The organism is Acidovorax sp. WCS2018Noco2-16 (assembly GCF_031843945.1).
In the GTDB taxonomy this organism is placed as follows: Bacteria; Pseudomonadota; Gammaproteobacteria; order Burkholderiales; family Burkholderiaceae_C; genus Paracidovorax.
Genome location: NZ_JAVTJJ010000002.1, coordinates 434,065 through 448,164, shown reverse-complemented (window position 1 = coordinate 448,164; position 14,100 = coordinate 434,065). Strand labels below are relative to the sequence as shown.

General features: G+C 64.7%; 9 protein-coding genes. 6 read left to right on the top strand and 3 right to left on the bottom strand.

What is annotated here, in order from left to right:
- Nucleotides 1-24 precede the first annotated feature (24 nt).
- Nucleotides 25-1,338: a glutamate-1-semialdehyde 2,1-aminomutase gene (hemL, locus tag RQI28_RS07455; protein ID WP_311221973.1), complete on the bottom strand. Its 1,314-nt coding sequence runs from the start codon at nt 1,336-1,338 to the stop codon at nt 25-27.
- Nucleotides 1,322-2,272: a hydroxymethylpyrimidine/phosphomethylpyrimidine kinase gene (locus RQI28_RS07450; RefSeq protein WP_311221972.1), complete on the bottom strand. Its 951-nt coding sequence runs from the start codon at nt 2,270-2,272 to the stop codon at nt 1,322-1,324. Before RQI28_RS07450 ends, hemL begins: the two co-directional genes overlap by 17 nt.
- 115 nt (nt 2,273-2,387) lie before the next feature.
- On the opposite strand from RQI28_RS07450, the gene RQI28_RS07445 reads away from it, so the two are divergent.
- The 6 genes from RQI28_RS07445 to RQI28_RS07420 are packed head-to-tail and all read left to right on the top strand — an operon-like array spanning nt 2,388 to nt 12,531.
- A complete protein-coding gene (locus RQI28_RS07445; protein ID WP_311222070.1) occupies nt 2,388-2,540 on the top strand; it encodes a rubredoxin in 153 nt (50 codons plus the stop codon).
- Between the two features lie 50 nt (nt 2,541-2,590).
- Nucleotides 2,591-2,989 (top strand): response regulator, encoded by a 399-nt coding sequence (locus RQI28_RS07440; protein WP_311221971.1) that lies wholly within the window; start codon nt 2,591-2,593, stop codon nt 2,987-2,989.
- The gene (locus RQI28_RS07435) at nt 2,989-3,354 is read left to right on the top strand and encodes a PleD family two-component system response regulator (protein ID WP_311221970.1); all 366 of its coding nucleotides are present in this window, start codon (nt 2,989-2,991) and stop codon (nt 3,352-3,354) included. The genes RQI28_RS07440 and RQI28_RS07435 overlap by 1 nt, the downstream gene beginning before the upstream one ends.
- A gap of 16 nt (nt 3,355-3,370) precedes the next feature.
- A complete protein-coding gene (locus tag RQI28_RS07430) occupies nt 3,371-3,898 on the top strand; it encodes a chemotaxis protein CheW (RefSeq protein ID WP_311221969.1) in 528 nt (175 codons plus the stop codon).
- 21 nt (nt 3,899-3,919) lie between these two features.
- Nucleotides 3,920-6,202 (top strand): methyl-accepting chemotaxis protein, encoded by a 2,283-nt coding sequence (locus tag RQI28_RS07425; protein ID WP_311221968.1) that lies wholly within the window; start codon nt 3,920-3,922, stop codon nt 6,200-6,202.
- Nucleotides 6,203-6,252: 50 nt separating this feature from the next.
- Nucleotides 6,253-12,531, top strand: coding sequence for an Hpt domain-containing protein (locus RQI28_RS07420; RefSeq protein ID WP_311221967.1), 6,279 nt, complete (start codon nt 6,253-6,255; stop codon nt 12,529-12,531).
- 82 nt (nt 12,532-12,613) lie between these two features.
- Here RQI28_RS07420 and RQI28_RS07415 read toward each other — a convergent pair whose 3' ends face one another.
- A complete protein-coding gene (locus RQI28_RS07415) occupies nt 12,614-14,080 on the bottom strand; it encodes a deoxyribodipyrimidine photo-lyase (protein ID WP_311221966.1) in 1,467 nt (488 codons plus the stop codon).
- Nucleotides 14,081-14,100: the final 20 nt, after the last annotated feature.

Here is a 14,100-nt window from a genome sequence, read left to right as displayed (position 1 = left end):
GCGACCAGGGAAGCGCCAGACGCATCAGGCGCCGGTCCAGGACTGGAAGACTTCGCGCGCGGCGGCCACGGTGGTGGCGATGTCGTCGTCGGTGTGCGCAGCGCTCACGAAACCGGCTTCGTACAGCGCCGGTGCGATGTAGACGCCCCGATCCAGCAGGCCGTGGAACAGCCTGTTGAAACGTGCCCCGTCGGTGGCCAGCACCTGGGGGTAGTTCTGCGGCAGTTCGGGCAGCAGGAAAAAGCCAAACATGCCGCCTTCGCAGTCGGCGCTGAAAGGCACGCCGGTTTCTTGTGCAGCCCGGGTCAGCCCGTCGATCAGCAGCTGCGTGCGGGCGCCCAGCGCTTCGTAGAAGCCGGGCCGGCTGATCTCCTGCAGCGTTGCCAGGCCGCAGGCGGTGGCCACTGGGTTGCCCGACAGCGTGCCCGCCTGGTAGACCGGCCCGAGCGGCGCGAGCTGCTCCATCACAGCACGCGGGCCGCCAAAGGCCGCCAGCGGCATGCCGCCGCCGATGACCTTGCCCAACACCGTGATGTCCGGCTTGAAGCCGGGAATGCTGCGGGCGTACACGCTCTGCGCGCTGCCCAGCGCCACGCGAAAGCCGGTCATCACTTCGTCAAACACCAACAGCGTGCCGTACTGCGTGCACAGCTCGCGGCAGCGCTGCATGAAGGGAACGCTGGCGCGAACGAAATTCATGTTGCCGGCGATGGGCTCGATCATCAGCCCGGCGATTTCACTGCCGTGCAGCGCAAAGGCTTCTTCAAGCTGGGCAATGTCGTTGTATTCGAGCACTAGCGTGTGCTGCACTACCTCCGGCGGCACGCCGGCACTGGTGGCGTGACCGAAAGTTGCAAGGCCCGAGCCGGCCTTGACCAGCAGCGCGTCGGCATGGCCGTGGTAGCAGCCGTTGAACTTGATGATCTTGCTGCGGCCGGTGGCGCCGCGGGCCAGGCGAATGGCGCTCATGCCGGCTTCGGTGCCCGAGCTGACCAGGCGAATCATCTCCATCGACGGCACGTGGCGCAGGATGGCTTCGGCCAGCTCGACCTCGCGTTCGGTGGGCGCACCGAAGCTGAAGCCGTCCAGCGCGGCCTTCTGCACGGCTTCCAGCACGGCGGGGTGGCCGTGGCCCAGGATCATCGGACCCCAGGAGCCGATGTAGTCGGTAAAGCGCTGGCCGTTGGCGTCCCAGAAATACGCGCCTTGAGCGCGCTGCACGAACCGCGGCGTTCCGCCGACGGCCTTGAAGGCGCGAACTGGCGAGTTGACGCCGCCGGGAATGATCGCTTTGGCGCGTTCGAACAGGGGAAGATTCAGGTCAATGCTGGGTGTCATGGGGAGGCATTACGAAGCCATCGATGGCGGTAGGATCTAGCGGGTTCACCTTGTCGTTCTCTTCGTTTTCGTCGTCGTCGGGCTGCGCCCAGAACATGCGATCGGGCAGCACATGGCCCATGCCAGGCCGAAAGCCTGCATCCAGGCAGCTGTCCAGGTAAGTGAGCGATTCTTTTGCTGCTTCCGGCAGGTCGTCTCCACTGGCCACCAGCGCCGTCAGCGCTGCCGACAAGGTCTCGCCGGCGCCGGCGAAGGTGGCTTCGAAACGCTCGAAGCGAGACGAGCTCAGCACGGTCTGCGGCGATGCCAGCACGTTGTCGATGAACTGCTCCGGTGCGGGAATGCCCGTCACCAGCACGTAAGGCACGCCCATGTCGGACGCAGCCTGGGCCAGGTCGCGCGCGGAAGGCGCCTTGTCATTGCTCCAGTCGGGGAGCAGCCAGCGCCGCAGCGTGCTGTAGTTGCCCACCAGCACGGAGGTCTGCGGCAGCAGCAGTTCCTGGAATGCGTCAAGGTACTGATCGATCAGGTCGTCGCGCCACCACGACAAATTGGGCATGTACGCGATGACCGGAACGTCGGCGTAGTCGGATGCCACCTCTGCGATGGCACTGATGTTTTCCGGGCTGCCCACAAAGCCGACCTTGATGGCCTGCACGGGCATGTCCTCGAGCACAGCACGAGCCTGCTCGGCCACGGCTTCGTCGTCCATGGCGTAGTGGTCAAAGATTTCGGCGGTGTCGCGGGCATAGGCCCCGGTGACGATGGCGACCGGGTGGCCGCCCACCGACGCGATGGTGGCGATGTCGGCTGTCAGGCCGCCCGCGCCACTGGGGTCGCTGGCGTTAAACACCATCACGCATACGGGGGAGCTGTCGTCTTCAGCGGCCGCCGCTTCTTCGATATCAGGGGGAAGGGAGGTATTTGTTGTCATGAACAGGTGCCAGCCTAAACCGTGGCACGAAAGCTGCATCCCGCTGAGATGTCTAGATACAATCGTTGCATTCTATGTGAACGCACTTTAAGCTGTGACTGATCCAAAAACCTGGATGTGCCTGATCTGCGGGTGGATATACGACGAGGCGCAAGGCGCCCCGGAACACGGCATTGCCCCCCACACATCATGGGACGACGTACCCATGAATTGGGCGTGCCCTGAGTGTGGTGCGCGCAAGGAAGACTTCGAGATGGTTCAGATCTGAAGCGCGGCTCCTGCCAGCGTTGTTTTACCAATTCCTCAGGAGCAGTGACATTGACTACGACGGGTGCAACCTTCAAGGTGCTGGTGGTTGACGACAGCAACACCATCCGGCGCAGCGCCGAGATTTTTCTCAAGCAGGGCGGCCACGAAGTGCTGCTGGCCGACGACGGATTCGACGCATTGGCGAAGGTCAATGACTATCAGCCTCAACTGATCTTCTGCGACATCCTCATGCCCAAGCTCGATGGTTACCAGACCTGCGCCATCATCAAACGCAATGCGCGATTTGCAGATACGCCCGTGGTGATGCTCTCGTCCAAGGACGGGGTTTTCGACAAGGCCCGCGGGCGCATGGTGGGGTGTCAGGAGTACCTCACCAAACCGTTTACCAAAGACCAGCTGCTGCAAGCAGTGCAGCAGTTTGGCAATGCCCAACAAGGAGCCATGTAATGCCGATCCAGAAAGTGCTGGTCGTTGACGACTCGAAGACCGAGCTGATGTTTCTGACCGATCTGCTGCAGAAAAAGGGCATGCAGGTGCGTACGGCCGAAAACGCCGAAGAAGCATTTCGCCGCCTGGCCGAAGAAAAGCCGGATCTGATCCTGATGGACGTGGTGATGCCCGGCCAGAACGGCTTTCAGCTCACGCGCTCCATCTCCCGCGATCCTCAGTACGCCGACGTGCCGATCATCATGTGCACCAGCAAGAACCAGGAAACCGATCGGGTGTGGGGCATGCGCCAGGGTGCGCGCGGCTACATCACCAAGCCCGTGGATCCCGCGGAGCTGCAGGCAAAGATCGACGCGTTGAACTGAACCGGCTGCGTCGCCCATGGCCAATCGTGAAGCTCTGAGGGAGCTCCAGACCCGTCTTGCCGCCCGACTTCAGGCGGCACGGGGCGAGGGCTCCAATGTGTCGTCGTGGCTGGCCGTCGAATCGGCCGGTCACCGTTTTCTGCTGCCGCTCGAGCAGTCTGGCGAGATCTTTCCCTGGCGCGGCGTTCAACCCGTGCCCTACACACAGCCGTGGTTCCTGGGCGTTGCCAACCTGCGTGGCACGTTGATCGGCGTGGTGGATGTGGCGGGCCTCTTGGGCGAGACGGCCTCCCGGTCCGATGCGGCCCTGGCCGAATCCAGCCTGCTGGCGCTGAATGCGGCGCTCGATGTCAACGTCGCGCTGCTGGTGGATCGCCTGGCCGGCCTGCGTGGCACCGAGGCTTTCGTGTCTTCTGCGCCGCCGGCTGAAGACGCACCGCCCTTTTTCGGTACTTCCTACCAGGACGCCCAGGGCGGTCGCTGGCAGGAGCTCAACCTCCAGGTTTTGTCCCAATACCCTGCGTTTCTCAGCATCAGTGCTTGAGTTTTTCTTCAAGGCCGCACCATGTCAGTCGTCAACCCGTTTGGAAAACTATTCAACCGCAAGCCCGCAGAGTCGGAGGCGGATCTGAACCTGTCCCCCGCGCAGACGGGCCAGGGCGCTGCAGGGCCGGAAGGCGATGCCATCCTGCGCGACAGCTACCCGGTGGACGGTTTGAACAGCGTGCAGGGCGACCCGGACGCTTCGGCGCCCGTTCCTGACCTGGACGACGCGGACGGCGATCTCGTGGCTTTGCCACTGCTGGGGCGCGCCACACCCGCGCGCCATCAACGGCGTTTGCTGATCCTGCTGGCTGCCGGCCTGGTGGTGTTGGCGCTCATCGCGGGCTGGGTGCTGCAGCAGGCCGACCGCTCCGCTCAGCAACTGGCTGCAACCGGGCAGTCGCTGATGCAGTCGCAGCGACTGGCCAAGTCGGTATCGCAAGCGCTGGTGGGCAGCCCGCAGGCGTTCCCTGACGTGGTGGAAAGCTCTGGCGTGCTGGCGCGCAACGTGCGCGCTCTCAACAGCGGCGACAGCGAGCTGGGCGTGCAGTCGCTCGGCGAGTCCTACAAATCCGAACTCGAGGCAGTGACGCCTTTGGTGGACCGGGCCGAGCGCAACGCCGCGGTGGTGATGGGCCAGCAGAAGATCCTGACGCAGGTGGGCGACGCTTTGCGTACCATCAACCGCCAGTCGTCCGACCTGCTGGAAATTGCTGAAACCGTGTCGTCGCTCAAGCTGCAGCAAAACGCGGCTGCAGGCGAGATCTCCGCAGCGGGCCAGTTGGTGATGCTGACGCAGCGCATCGGCAAGTCGGCCAACGAATTCCAGACCATGGAAGGCGTGAGTCCCGAGGCCGTGTTCCTGCTGGGCAAGGACTTGAACTCGTTCAAGGAAATCGCGCAGGGCATGCTGGACGGCAGCGCCGATCTGCGGTTGGCCCCTACACGCGATGCCCAGACGCGCGAGCAACTGGACAGCCTGATCAAGCTGTATGAGCAGACCCGCACGCAGGCTGGCGCCATTTTGGGCAACCTGCAGGGCCTGGTGTCTGCGCGCGAAGCGCAGTCCGCCATCATTGTCGACAGCGAGCCGCTGCGCCGCCAACTCGAAACGCTACAGACTCGCCTGTCCGCACAGACCGGCCTGGGCGCTGGCCAGTTCGCCGCGCTGGCGGTGGCCGGCTTGTTCGTGCTGCTGTGCGGTATCGGCATTTCGCGTGTGCAACTGCTGGACAGCCGTTCGCGCCAGACCGCTGCAGAAACACTGCAGCACGATGCCAAGCGCCAGGAGCATGAAGCCAAGCGCGTGAACGACGCCAACCAGGCTGCCATTTTGCGATTGATGAACGAACTGCAGTCGGTCGCTGAAGGCGATCTGACGCAGGAAGCCACCGTGACCGAAGACATCACCGGCGCCATCGCCGACTCGGTGAACTACACGGTGGAAGAGTTGCGCCAACTGGTGGGCAGCGTGCAGAACACGGCGGCCCGCGTGGCGCAGACCACGGCGCAGGTGGACAGCACGTCGACCGAACTGCTCGCAGCGTCGACCGAACAACTGCGCGAGATTCGCGAAACCGGCCGTTCGGTGCTGGACATGGCGACCCGAATCAACGACGTGTCCACGCAAGCGCAGGAATCCGCCTCGGTGGCGCGCCAGTCGCTGCAAGCGGCGGATTCCGGCCTGCAAGCCGTGCAGAACGCCATCGGCGGCATGAACTCCATCCGCGACCAGATCCAGGACACCTCCAAGCGCATCAAGCGGCTGGGTGAGTCGTCGCAAGAGATCGGTGAAATCACCGAGCTGATTTCTGACATTACCGAGCAGACGAACGTGCTGGCGCTGAACGCTGCCATCCAGGCAGCATCGGCTGGAGAGGCCGGTCGCGGCTTCTCGGTGGTGGCCGAAGAAGTGCAGCGCCTGGCTGAGCGCTCGGCTGATGCGACGCGCCAGATCTCGGCGCTGGTGAAGGCGATTCAGACCGACACGCAAGATGCTGTGGCCGCCATGGAGCGCTCCACGCAGGGTGTGGTGGAAGGTGCACGCCTGTCTGACTCCGCCGGTACCGCACTGACCGAGATTGACCGCGTGTCGCGCCGACTGGCCGAGCTGATCGAGCAAATCTCGTCGTCGACATCTCGCGAAGCTGAACTGGCCAACGAGGTGGCAGACAACATCCAGCACATCTTTGCCGTGACCGAACAGACGGGTGAAGGCACGCGCACCACGGCTCAGCAAGTGCGCGAGCTGTCGCATATTGCCGAAGAGCTGCGCCAGTCCGTGTCGCGATTCAAGATCGCCTGACGCGTTTTTCTCCGATCAACCACTGGCTGGAGGCAGCCGGGGACGAATTCATGCCATCTTTGGACGCCGCAAACGCACCAGCCGCCGACTGGCCGCAGGCAGAGCAGGACCTGGGACCGCTCGCGTGGGTGCTCGATGAGTTGCGCAAGTCGCTTGATGGTGCCGTCAAGTCGCTGCGCCGGTTTGTGCGCGAGGCCGATTTGGCTCGCGAGTCTGACCTGGCTTCGCTGGATGCGGGCGCCCTGCGCATTGCCCGCCAGCAGTTGCACCAAGCCAGTGGTGCGCTGGAAATGGTGGGAATGGCGCCCCCGGCGCTGGTGCTCCGATCCATGGAAGCGGCTGTACAGAAGTTTGTGCAGCGTCCAGAACATTGCGGCGATGACGCGGTTTCGGTACTGGAGCGCGCCAGCTTTGCCCTCGTCGAATATCTGGACAACGTACTGGCGGGCAAGACCACGTCGCCAGTGGCCCTGTTTCCGCAATACCGCGAGGTGCAGGCGCTGACCGGTGCCGAGCGAGTGCATCCGGCGGATTTGTGGCCCGTGGAGCGCCGTTTTCGCGAACCCGATCTGGAAGTGTCTGCGCCTGCGCTGCCCTACGGTCCCGAAGCCCGTGCGCGGCTCGACAGCGCCGTGCTGCGCATCGTCAAGTTGGGCGACAAGACGGCTGCCGGCCAGTTGCGCGATGCCTGCCTGGGCTTCGTTGCATCCCAACCCGATCGCCAGTCACGCGCGTTCTGGAAGATCTGCGCCGGCTTTTTCGATGCGTTCTCTCACGGGCTGCTGACGTCCGATGTCTATGTCAAGCGCGTGGCGTCACGCGTGCTGATGCAGTACGCGACCCTGGCAAAAGGCGATACGGCCATTGCCGACCGGCTGGTGCAGGATCTGCTTTTCTTCTGTTCGCAGGCGCGCACGCCTGAAACCGACGAAGCCACGACTGCACCAGCGCTGCATGCGGTGCGGCAGGCTTTCGGTCTGAGCCGGTTCAAACCGGTGGACTATGAAACCCCGCGTTTCGGCCTGTATGACCCGGCGGTGCTGGCACAGGCGCGCCGGCGCATCGCGGCTGCCGCGGAAACCTGGTCCGCCCTGGCCGGTGGCGACCGCAACAAGCTCAAGCCCTCCGCAGACCAGTTCAGCCTGGTGTGCGATTCGCTGGGCAAGCTGCACCCTGGCAGCGATGTTCTGGCTAGTGCGTTGACCCGTGTTGTCGAAGCCACCGCCCGATCGGGTGAGCCGCCGTCGCCGGCCCTGGCCATGGAAGTCGCCACTTCGGTGCTGTACCTGCAGGCCGCTTTCGAAGAGTTGGACACTGCGCAGGACTACATGGCTGAGCGCGCTGCGCGCCTGGCGGAGCGGCTTGATCGCGTTGCGGCAGGTGGCGAGCCCGAGCCGCTCGAGCATTGGATGGAAGAGCTGTACCGCCGCGTCAGCGATCACCAGACCATGGGCAGCGTGGTGGGCGAGTTGCGCGCCACGCTGGCCGAAGCCGAAAAGGCCATGGACCAGTTCTTCCGCAATCCGGCCGATCTGACCGTGCTTACGCCCGTTCCTGACCGGCTGGCGCAGATGCGTGGGGTGCTGTCGGTGCTTGGGCTGGACCAGGCATCGCTGGCCGTCGTGCGCATGCGCGATACGGTGGAGCGCCTGCTCACCAATGAGATCGCCGATGCCGAACGCCAGACGGTGTTTGAAAAGCTGGGCAACAGCCTGGGCGCCCTCGGTTTCTTGATCGACATGCTGAGCTATCAGCGCACCATGGCGCGCAAGCTGTTCGTTTACGACGAAGAGTTGGGCGAATTGCGCCTGCTGATGGGCCGCGCACGAGCCCGTGCCACTGATACGGAAGACGCCCACGACCACGATGCCGCACCTGCCGCTGCTGAACCCGTGGCGCTGGCAGCTCCCACCGCGCCGGCGCCTGCCGCGCCGCATGTGGAGAGCGCCGTTGATGCGGTCTCCGAGCCCGTGCCTGCATCGGCGCACAGCACTCTATTCGAGCTTGAGTCCGCTACTCCCCCGAAAGCTGCGCCCGTTGCCGAGGCCGATGTCGAATTCTCTTTCGACCTGGATGAGTTGCTGACACCGCAAGAGCAGCACCCCGTCGAATCGCTGGCCGCTGCCGTGCCCTTCGAGCCGGTGCCCGTTCCTGCCGCTGCACCGCTGCCCGCCGCCGACGAAGAAGATCAGGAACTGCTCGATATCTTCCTGGAAGAGGCGCGCGAAGTGGTCGCCAATGGCCTGGCTGCAGTACAGGCACTGCGTGCCGAGCCGGGTGATTTGAGCGAGCAGACCACGCTGCGGCGCGCATTCCACACGCTCAAGGGCAGCTCGCGCATGGTGGGACTGAACCCGTTTGGCGATGCTGCTTGGTCCATGGAGCAGGCCTTGAACGCGTGGCTCGCTGAGCAAAAGCCCATGCCACCCGCACTGCTGGATCTATCCGAGCAGTCGCTGCAGGCCTTTGGCCGCTGGGCCGACGCCATCGCTGAAGGCGACGACAGCGCCTGGCATCCGCAGCCGTTTCGCGACGCCGCCGATACGGCCCGCGCTGGCGAATGGACCGGCCCATTGCAGGTGCCCGGCGCCCAGGCCTTGGCGGACGCAGCACAGGCCGCTCCTGCTGCCGATATCGCTGCAGAAGATTCTCAGTTGCTGGTGGAAGATGTCCCGCACACGTCCCACGACGCGCAAGAAGCCGCACCGCATCCTGATTTTGCGGACACGACCTTGTCCGATTACGAGGCCGACTGGCCGGTGCCGCTCGATGCCGAAGGTGCCGTCCCATTGCCTGTGCAGGACATTGCGGAAGACATCGACTTCGCAGCTTTCACGCAAGCGCTGGAAGATGCCGATGCGGCAGCGGCCGACAAGGACGCGGCCGCAACCTCCGTCGATTTCCTCTCGCTCGAAACCACCGAGATCCCTGAGGCTGAGCTCAACGCTGTGGAGGAGCAAGAAGCTGCCGATTCCAGCGCTGAGACCACGGCCCCGGTGTTGCCCAATGAACTTGCCGACGTCACGTTGAATGCTCCCGAGGACGAAGCTCTGCAAGTTGTGGAGCCACCTTCCGAGGACACTGAGCCGACTCAAGAGCCAGGTGCTGACGATCTGCTTTTGTCGGCCGACCCCGAGAAGCCGCAGGTGGAGCGGGAGATTTATGCGGACCGGGACGAGGTCTCAGTCGTAGACGCAGAAGGCGCACAACCCGAGTCGCTTGCCCCTGTCCAGGGCGATGAGCCTGCAGATGCCGCAGAGCTTTCAGTGCCAGCGACTACCGATGAGGCCGTGAAGGTCATCGACACGTTGCGCATCGGCATTCCGCTCTACAACGTGTATCTGAACGAGGCTGACGAATGGTCGCGCCGCCTGGCCACCACGCTGCAAGAGTGGGCGCTGGAACTGCATGAGCCGCTGCCCGATACGGCAGTTGCCCTCGCGCACTCGCTGGCCGGAAGCTCTGCCACCGTCGGGTTCGCCGCGCTGTCCGAGATGGCTCGCACGCTGGAACATGCGCTGCAACATGTCCAGCTGCAGCCGCGCGGCGTCGCTGCGCAAGCTGCCGTGTTCAATGCCGCGGCAGAGGATATTCGCCGCTTGCTGCACCAGTTCGCCGCAGGGTTCCTGAAAGAACCCAATGCGCAGGTGCTCGAGCAGTTGCGTGCCATTCTGCAGACCGAGGTAGAAACCGGGAGTGCGCCACTGGGCGAGAGTGTGGGCGAAGATCTGCACGAAAGAACCGATTTTTCGGAGGCTTCCGACGCAACGGATTTCCTGCCGCTGTCTGATTTGCCCGCGTCGCTACCTCCTGCGCTCAGCGACGACTTCGATTTCGATGCCGCACCTGAGGTGGTGCCCGGCTACGTGGCGCCGGCGCTGTCTGTGCCGGTGGAGGTCGACCACGACCAACGGGTGGACGACGCCATCGCACGTGCCGTGGCGTTGGGTGCCGACATCGACGACGACATCGATGCGCTCGACGTCATCGACCCCGATCTGTTCCCCATCTTCGAAGAAGAGGCGATCGAACTCCTGCCAAGCCTGGGCGGAGCATTGCGGCAGTGGGTTGCGCGGCCCGACAACATGGGTGCTCGAAGCGAGTTGCTGCGGGCCTTGCACACGCTCAAAGGCAGCTCGCGCTTGGCAGGCGCCATGCGGCTCGGTGAAATGGCGCACCGCATGGAATCCGCGGTCGAGCAGATTGATACCGAAGAAGTGCCCCGCAGCGAGGACATCGAGCCGCTGCTGGCCCACCTGGATGGCCTGCAGGCCAGTTTCGGCGCGTTGCGGGCGATTGGCGCGCAGCCGTTGACCGAGCCCGTGGCGGTAGTGCCGGGCACGATGGCGCCTGCGGCAGAGGCGCTGGAAGCCGCCAGTGCGTCGTTGGCTCCTGTGCAGCCTGTGCGTCGTGTTCCCTTGTCCACCGGGCCGCTCGCGGCACGATCGCCGGCGGCGGGTCATTCGGTGCGGGTACGTGCACAGTTGCTGGACCGCCTGGTGAATCAAGCGGGTGAAGTGATGATCGCGCGGTCCCGGCTGGACGTGCGTGTCGGCCAGATGCGTACCTCGCTGGGCGAGCTGTCCGGCAACCTTGATCGCCTGCGCCAGCAGTTGCGCGACATCGAGGTGCAGGCCGAATCGCAGATGCAGTCGCGCCTGGCGCTGTCCAAGGACAGCGGTGCCGGCTTCGACCCGCTCGAATTCGACCGCTTCACGCGCGTGCAGGAGCTCACCCGCATGATGGCCGAGTCGGTCAACGATGTGGCCACCGTGCAGCGCAACCTGCAGCGCACTGTGGAATCGGCCGAAGACGATTTGATCGCCCAGGGTCGTCAGGCCCGCGAACTACAACGCGACCTGTTGCGTACCCGCATGGTGGAGTTCGAGGGCATCGCCGAGCGCCTCTACGCCGTGGTGCGCCAGACGTCGAAGGAAACGGGCAAGCAAATCAAGCTCGACATCTCCGGCGGCTCCATCGAGATGGACCGGGGGGTGCTCGACCGGATGACGCCGGCCTTCGAGCACTTGCTGCGCAACTGCGTGGCGCACGGAATCGAAAACCCCGAAGAGCGAGCCGCTGCGGGCAAGCCTGCCGTGGGCACCATTACCGTGGCGCTGCGCCAGGAGGGCAACGACGTCTCCGTGGATTTCCGGGACGACGGAGCGGGTTTGAATCTCGACCGCATCCGTGCCCGCGCCGTGGCGCAGGGACTGGTGACTGAAGATGCGGACATCAGTGCGGACGATGCGGCCCACCTGATTTTCCTGCCGGGCTTTTCGACCGCCAGTGAAGTGACTGAGCTGTCTGGCCGGGGCATCGGCATGGACGTGGTGCGCTCTGAAGTGCAGGCTCTGGGTGGCCGCATCGAAACGGGTTCGCAGCCCGGGCAAGGTACCTCGTTCCGCATGGTGCTGCCGCTGACGACCGCCGTCACCCAGGTGGTGATGCTGCGCGCCGGCCACCAGTCGATCGGCGTACCGGCCAACCTGGTGGAAATCGTGCGCCGCGCCACTGCCGCCGAGCTCGACGAGTGCTACCGCACCGGCCAGTTCGAAGATGGTGTGGAAAGCGTGCCCTTCTTCTGGTCGGGGGCGTTGCTGCAATCTTCCGCGCGCAGTAATGAGCCCGCTGGCCGCACGCGGCCCGTGGTGGTGCTGCGCAGTGCGTCGCAGCGCATTGCACTGCACGTGGACGAAGTGCTGGGCAACCAGGAAGTCGTGGTTAAGAACCTCGGCCCTCAGCTTTCAAGATTGCCTGGCCTGGCCGGCATGTCGGTGCTCGCTTCGGGGGCCGTCGTGCTCATCTACAACCCGGTGGCGCTGTCCACCGTGTATGGCGAGCAGGTGCGTGCCGCGGCCCAGGCCGCATCCGCAGCTGGTGCGCGCAGCGGCAAGGGCTCTGCCGGCGTTGCTACTGCACTGCAGTCGGAGCCGAACAGCGTGCCGCTGGTGCTGGTGGTGGACGATTCCATCACCGTGCGCCGGGTGACGCAGCGCCTGCTGCAACGTGAAGGCTACCGCGTGGCGCTGGCGGCCGACGGCCTGCAGGCGCTGGAGCGGCTGCAGGACGAGCGCCCGACGCTGGTGCTGTCGGACATCGAAATGCCCCGCATGGACGGCTTCGATCTGGCACGCAACATCCGCGGCGACGCCGTGTTGCGTGACTTGCCGATCATCATGATCACCTCGCGCATTGCCCAGAAGCACCGCGACCACGCCATGGAACTCGGCGTGAACCATTACCTGGGCAAGCCGTATTCCGACGAGGAACTGCTGAGCCTGGTGAAGCACTACGCGCAGAAGGCGGCTCAGGCACTGGAGGCCTGAACGGCTCGATGAACCAAAGACAAGGGCCGCTGTTTGCGGCCCTTGTCATTTCAGCGGTTCGTCATGCTTCGGCGGGGGCCGATCACCCTGCCTTGACTACCGCGTAGCGCTCCAGCGTGCGCTGCCGGGCTGCATCGTGGTCCACCAGCGGCTCCGGGTAGTCCTTGCCCAGCACTACGCCGGCCGCTTGCAGCTCCAGCGGTTTCGCCAGCCAGGGCGCATGCAGCGCCGCATCGGGCAATTGAGCCAGCTGCGGCAGATAGCGGCGGATGAAACGGCCCTCGGGGTCGAACTTCTTGCTCTGGCTGATCGGGTTGAAGATGCGAAAGTACGGCTGGGCGTCGCAGCCGCTGGAGCTGGCCCATTGCCAGCCGCCGTTGTTGGCCGACAGGTCGAAGTCGTTGAGCTTCTCGGCGAAATAGCGCTCGCCCCAGCGCCAGTCCAGCCCCAAATCCTTCATCAGAAAGCTGGCCACCACCATCCGCAGCCGGTTGTGCATGTAGCCCGTCTGGTTGATCTGCGCCATGGCCGCATCCACCAGCGGGTAGCCGGTGCGGCCTTCGCACCAGGCAGCAAACAGCGCGTCGGCCTGGGCACCGCTTTCCCACTGAATGGCGTCGTAGGCCGGCTTGAAGCTGGCGCCCACCACGTGCGGGTGATGGGCCAGGATCTGAAAGTAGAAGTCGCGCCAGATCAGCTCGCTCAGCCAGGTCGCCGCTCCTGCGCTGCCCTTAGCACTGCGCTCATGGGCCAGTCGCGCTGCCTGCCGGATCGACAGCGTTCCGAAGCGCAGATGCACGCTGAGGTAGCTGGGGCCTTTCACGGCAGGGAAGTTGCGCGCATCGTCGTAGGCGTCGATGCGTTCGAGAAAGTCGTGCAGCAACTGCTGGGCGCCTTGCATGCCCGTGGGCATGCGCAGCTGCGACAACGCGGTCGGCTCGAAGCCCAGTGTCTTCAGGGACGACACCGGGCCGCGCATGCCATCCGGGCGTGGTGTCAGCCGGCGGGCGTGGCGCTCCACCGGGTAGGCGCTCAGATAGAAATCGTCCACCTTGCGCAGCCAGGCGTTCTTGTACGGCGTGAACACCGTGTATGGCGTGCCGGACTGGGTCAGCACCTCGGCGCGCTCGAACACCGAATGGTCCTTGTATGTCAGCAGGCGAATGCCCAGCGCCAGCAGCACGGCGCGCACGTGGTGGTCGCGCTCCAGCGCCAGGGGCTCGTCGTCGTGGTTGGTGAACACGGCCTGCACGCCCAAGGTGCGGGCCAGCGCGGGCACCTCGTCGCGAGCCAGGGCGTGGCGCACGATCAGCCCGCCGTGCGCATCGCCCGACAGCGCACGCAGCGACTCGTCCAGCTCCACCAGCGATTCGCGGATGAACTCCACCCGCAGGTCGGCGCGCGGCAGCGCGTCCAGAATCTCGCGGTCGAAAATGAAGACGCAGTGCACCTGCTGGCATTGGCGCAGTGCGTGGTAAAGCGCCGCATGGTCGTCCGATCGCAGGTCGCGCCGGAACCAGACCAGTCCGGAAGAAAAAGTGGAGTCCATGTTCACCGTTAAAATTGCGG

Coding starts and splice junctions, on each gene's coding strand:
- hemL (WP_311221973.1), bottom strand. CDS start 1,338: ATGACACCCAGCATTGACCTGAATCTTCCCCTGTTCGAACGCGCCAAA.
- RQI28_RS07450 (WP_311221972.1), bottom strand. CDS start 2,272: ATGACAACAAATACCTCCCTTCCCCCTGATATCGAAGAAGCGGCGGCC.
- RQI28_RS07445 (WP_311222070.1), top strand. CDS start 2,388: ATGTGCCTGATCTGCGGGTGGATATACGACGAGGCGCAAGGCGCCCCG.
- RQI28_RS07435 (WP_311221970.1), top strand. CDS start 2,989: ATGCCGATCCAGAAAGTGCTGGTCGTTGACGACTCGAAGACCGAGCTG.
- RQI28_RS07430 (WP_311221969.1), top strand. CDS start 3,371: ATGGCCAATCGTGAAGCTCTGAGGGAGCTCCAGACCCGTCTTGCCGCC.
- RQI28_RS07425 (WP_311221968.1), top strand. CDS start 3,920: ATGTCAGTCGTCAACCCGTTTGGAAAACTATTCAACCGCAAGCCCGCA.
- RQI28_RS07420 (WP_311221967.1), top strand. CDS start 6,253: ATGCCATCTTTGGACGCCGCAAACGCACCAGCCGCCGACTGGCCGCAG.
- RQI28_RS07415 (WP_311221966.1), bottom strand. CDS start 14,080: ATGGACTCCACTTTTTCTTCCGGACTGGTCTGGTTCCGGCGCGACCTG.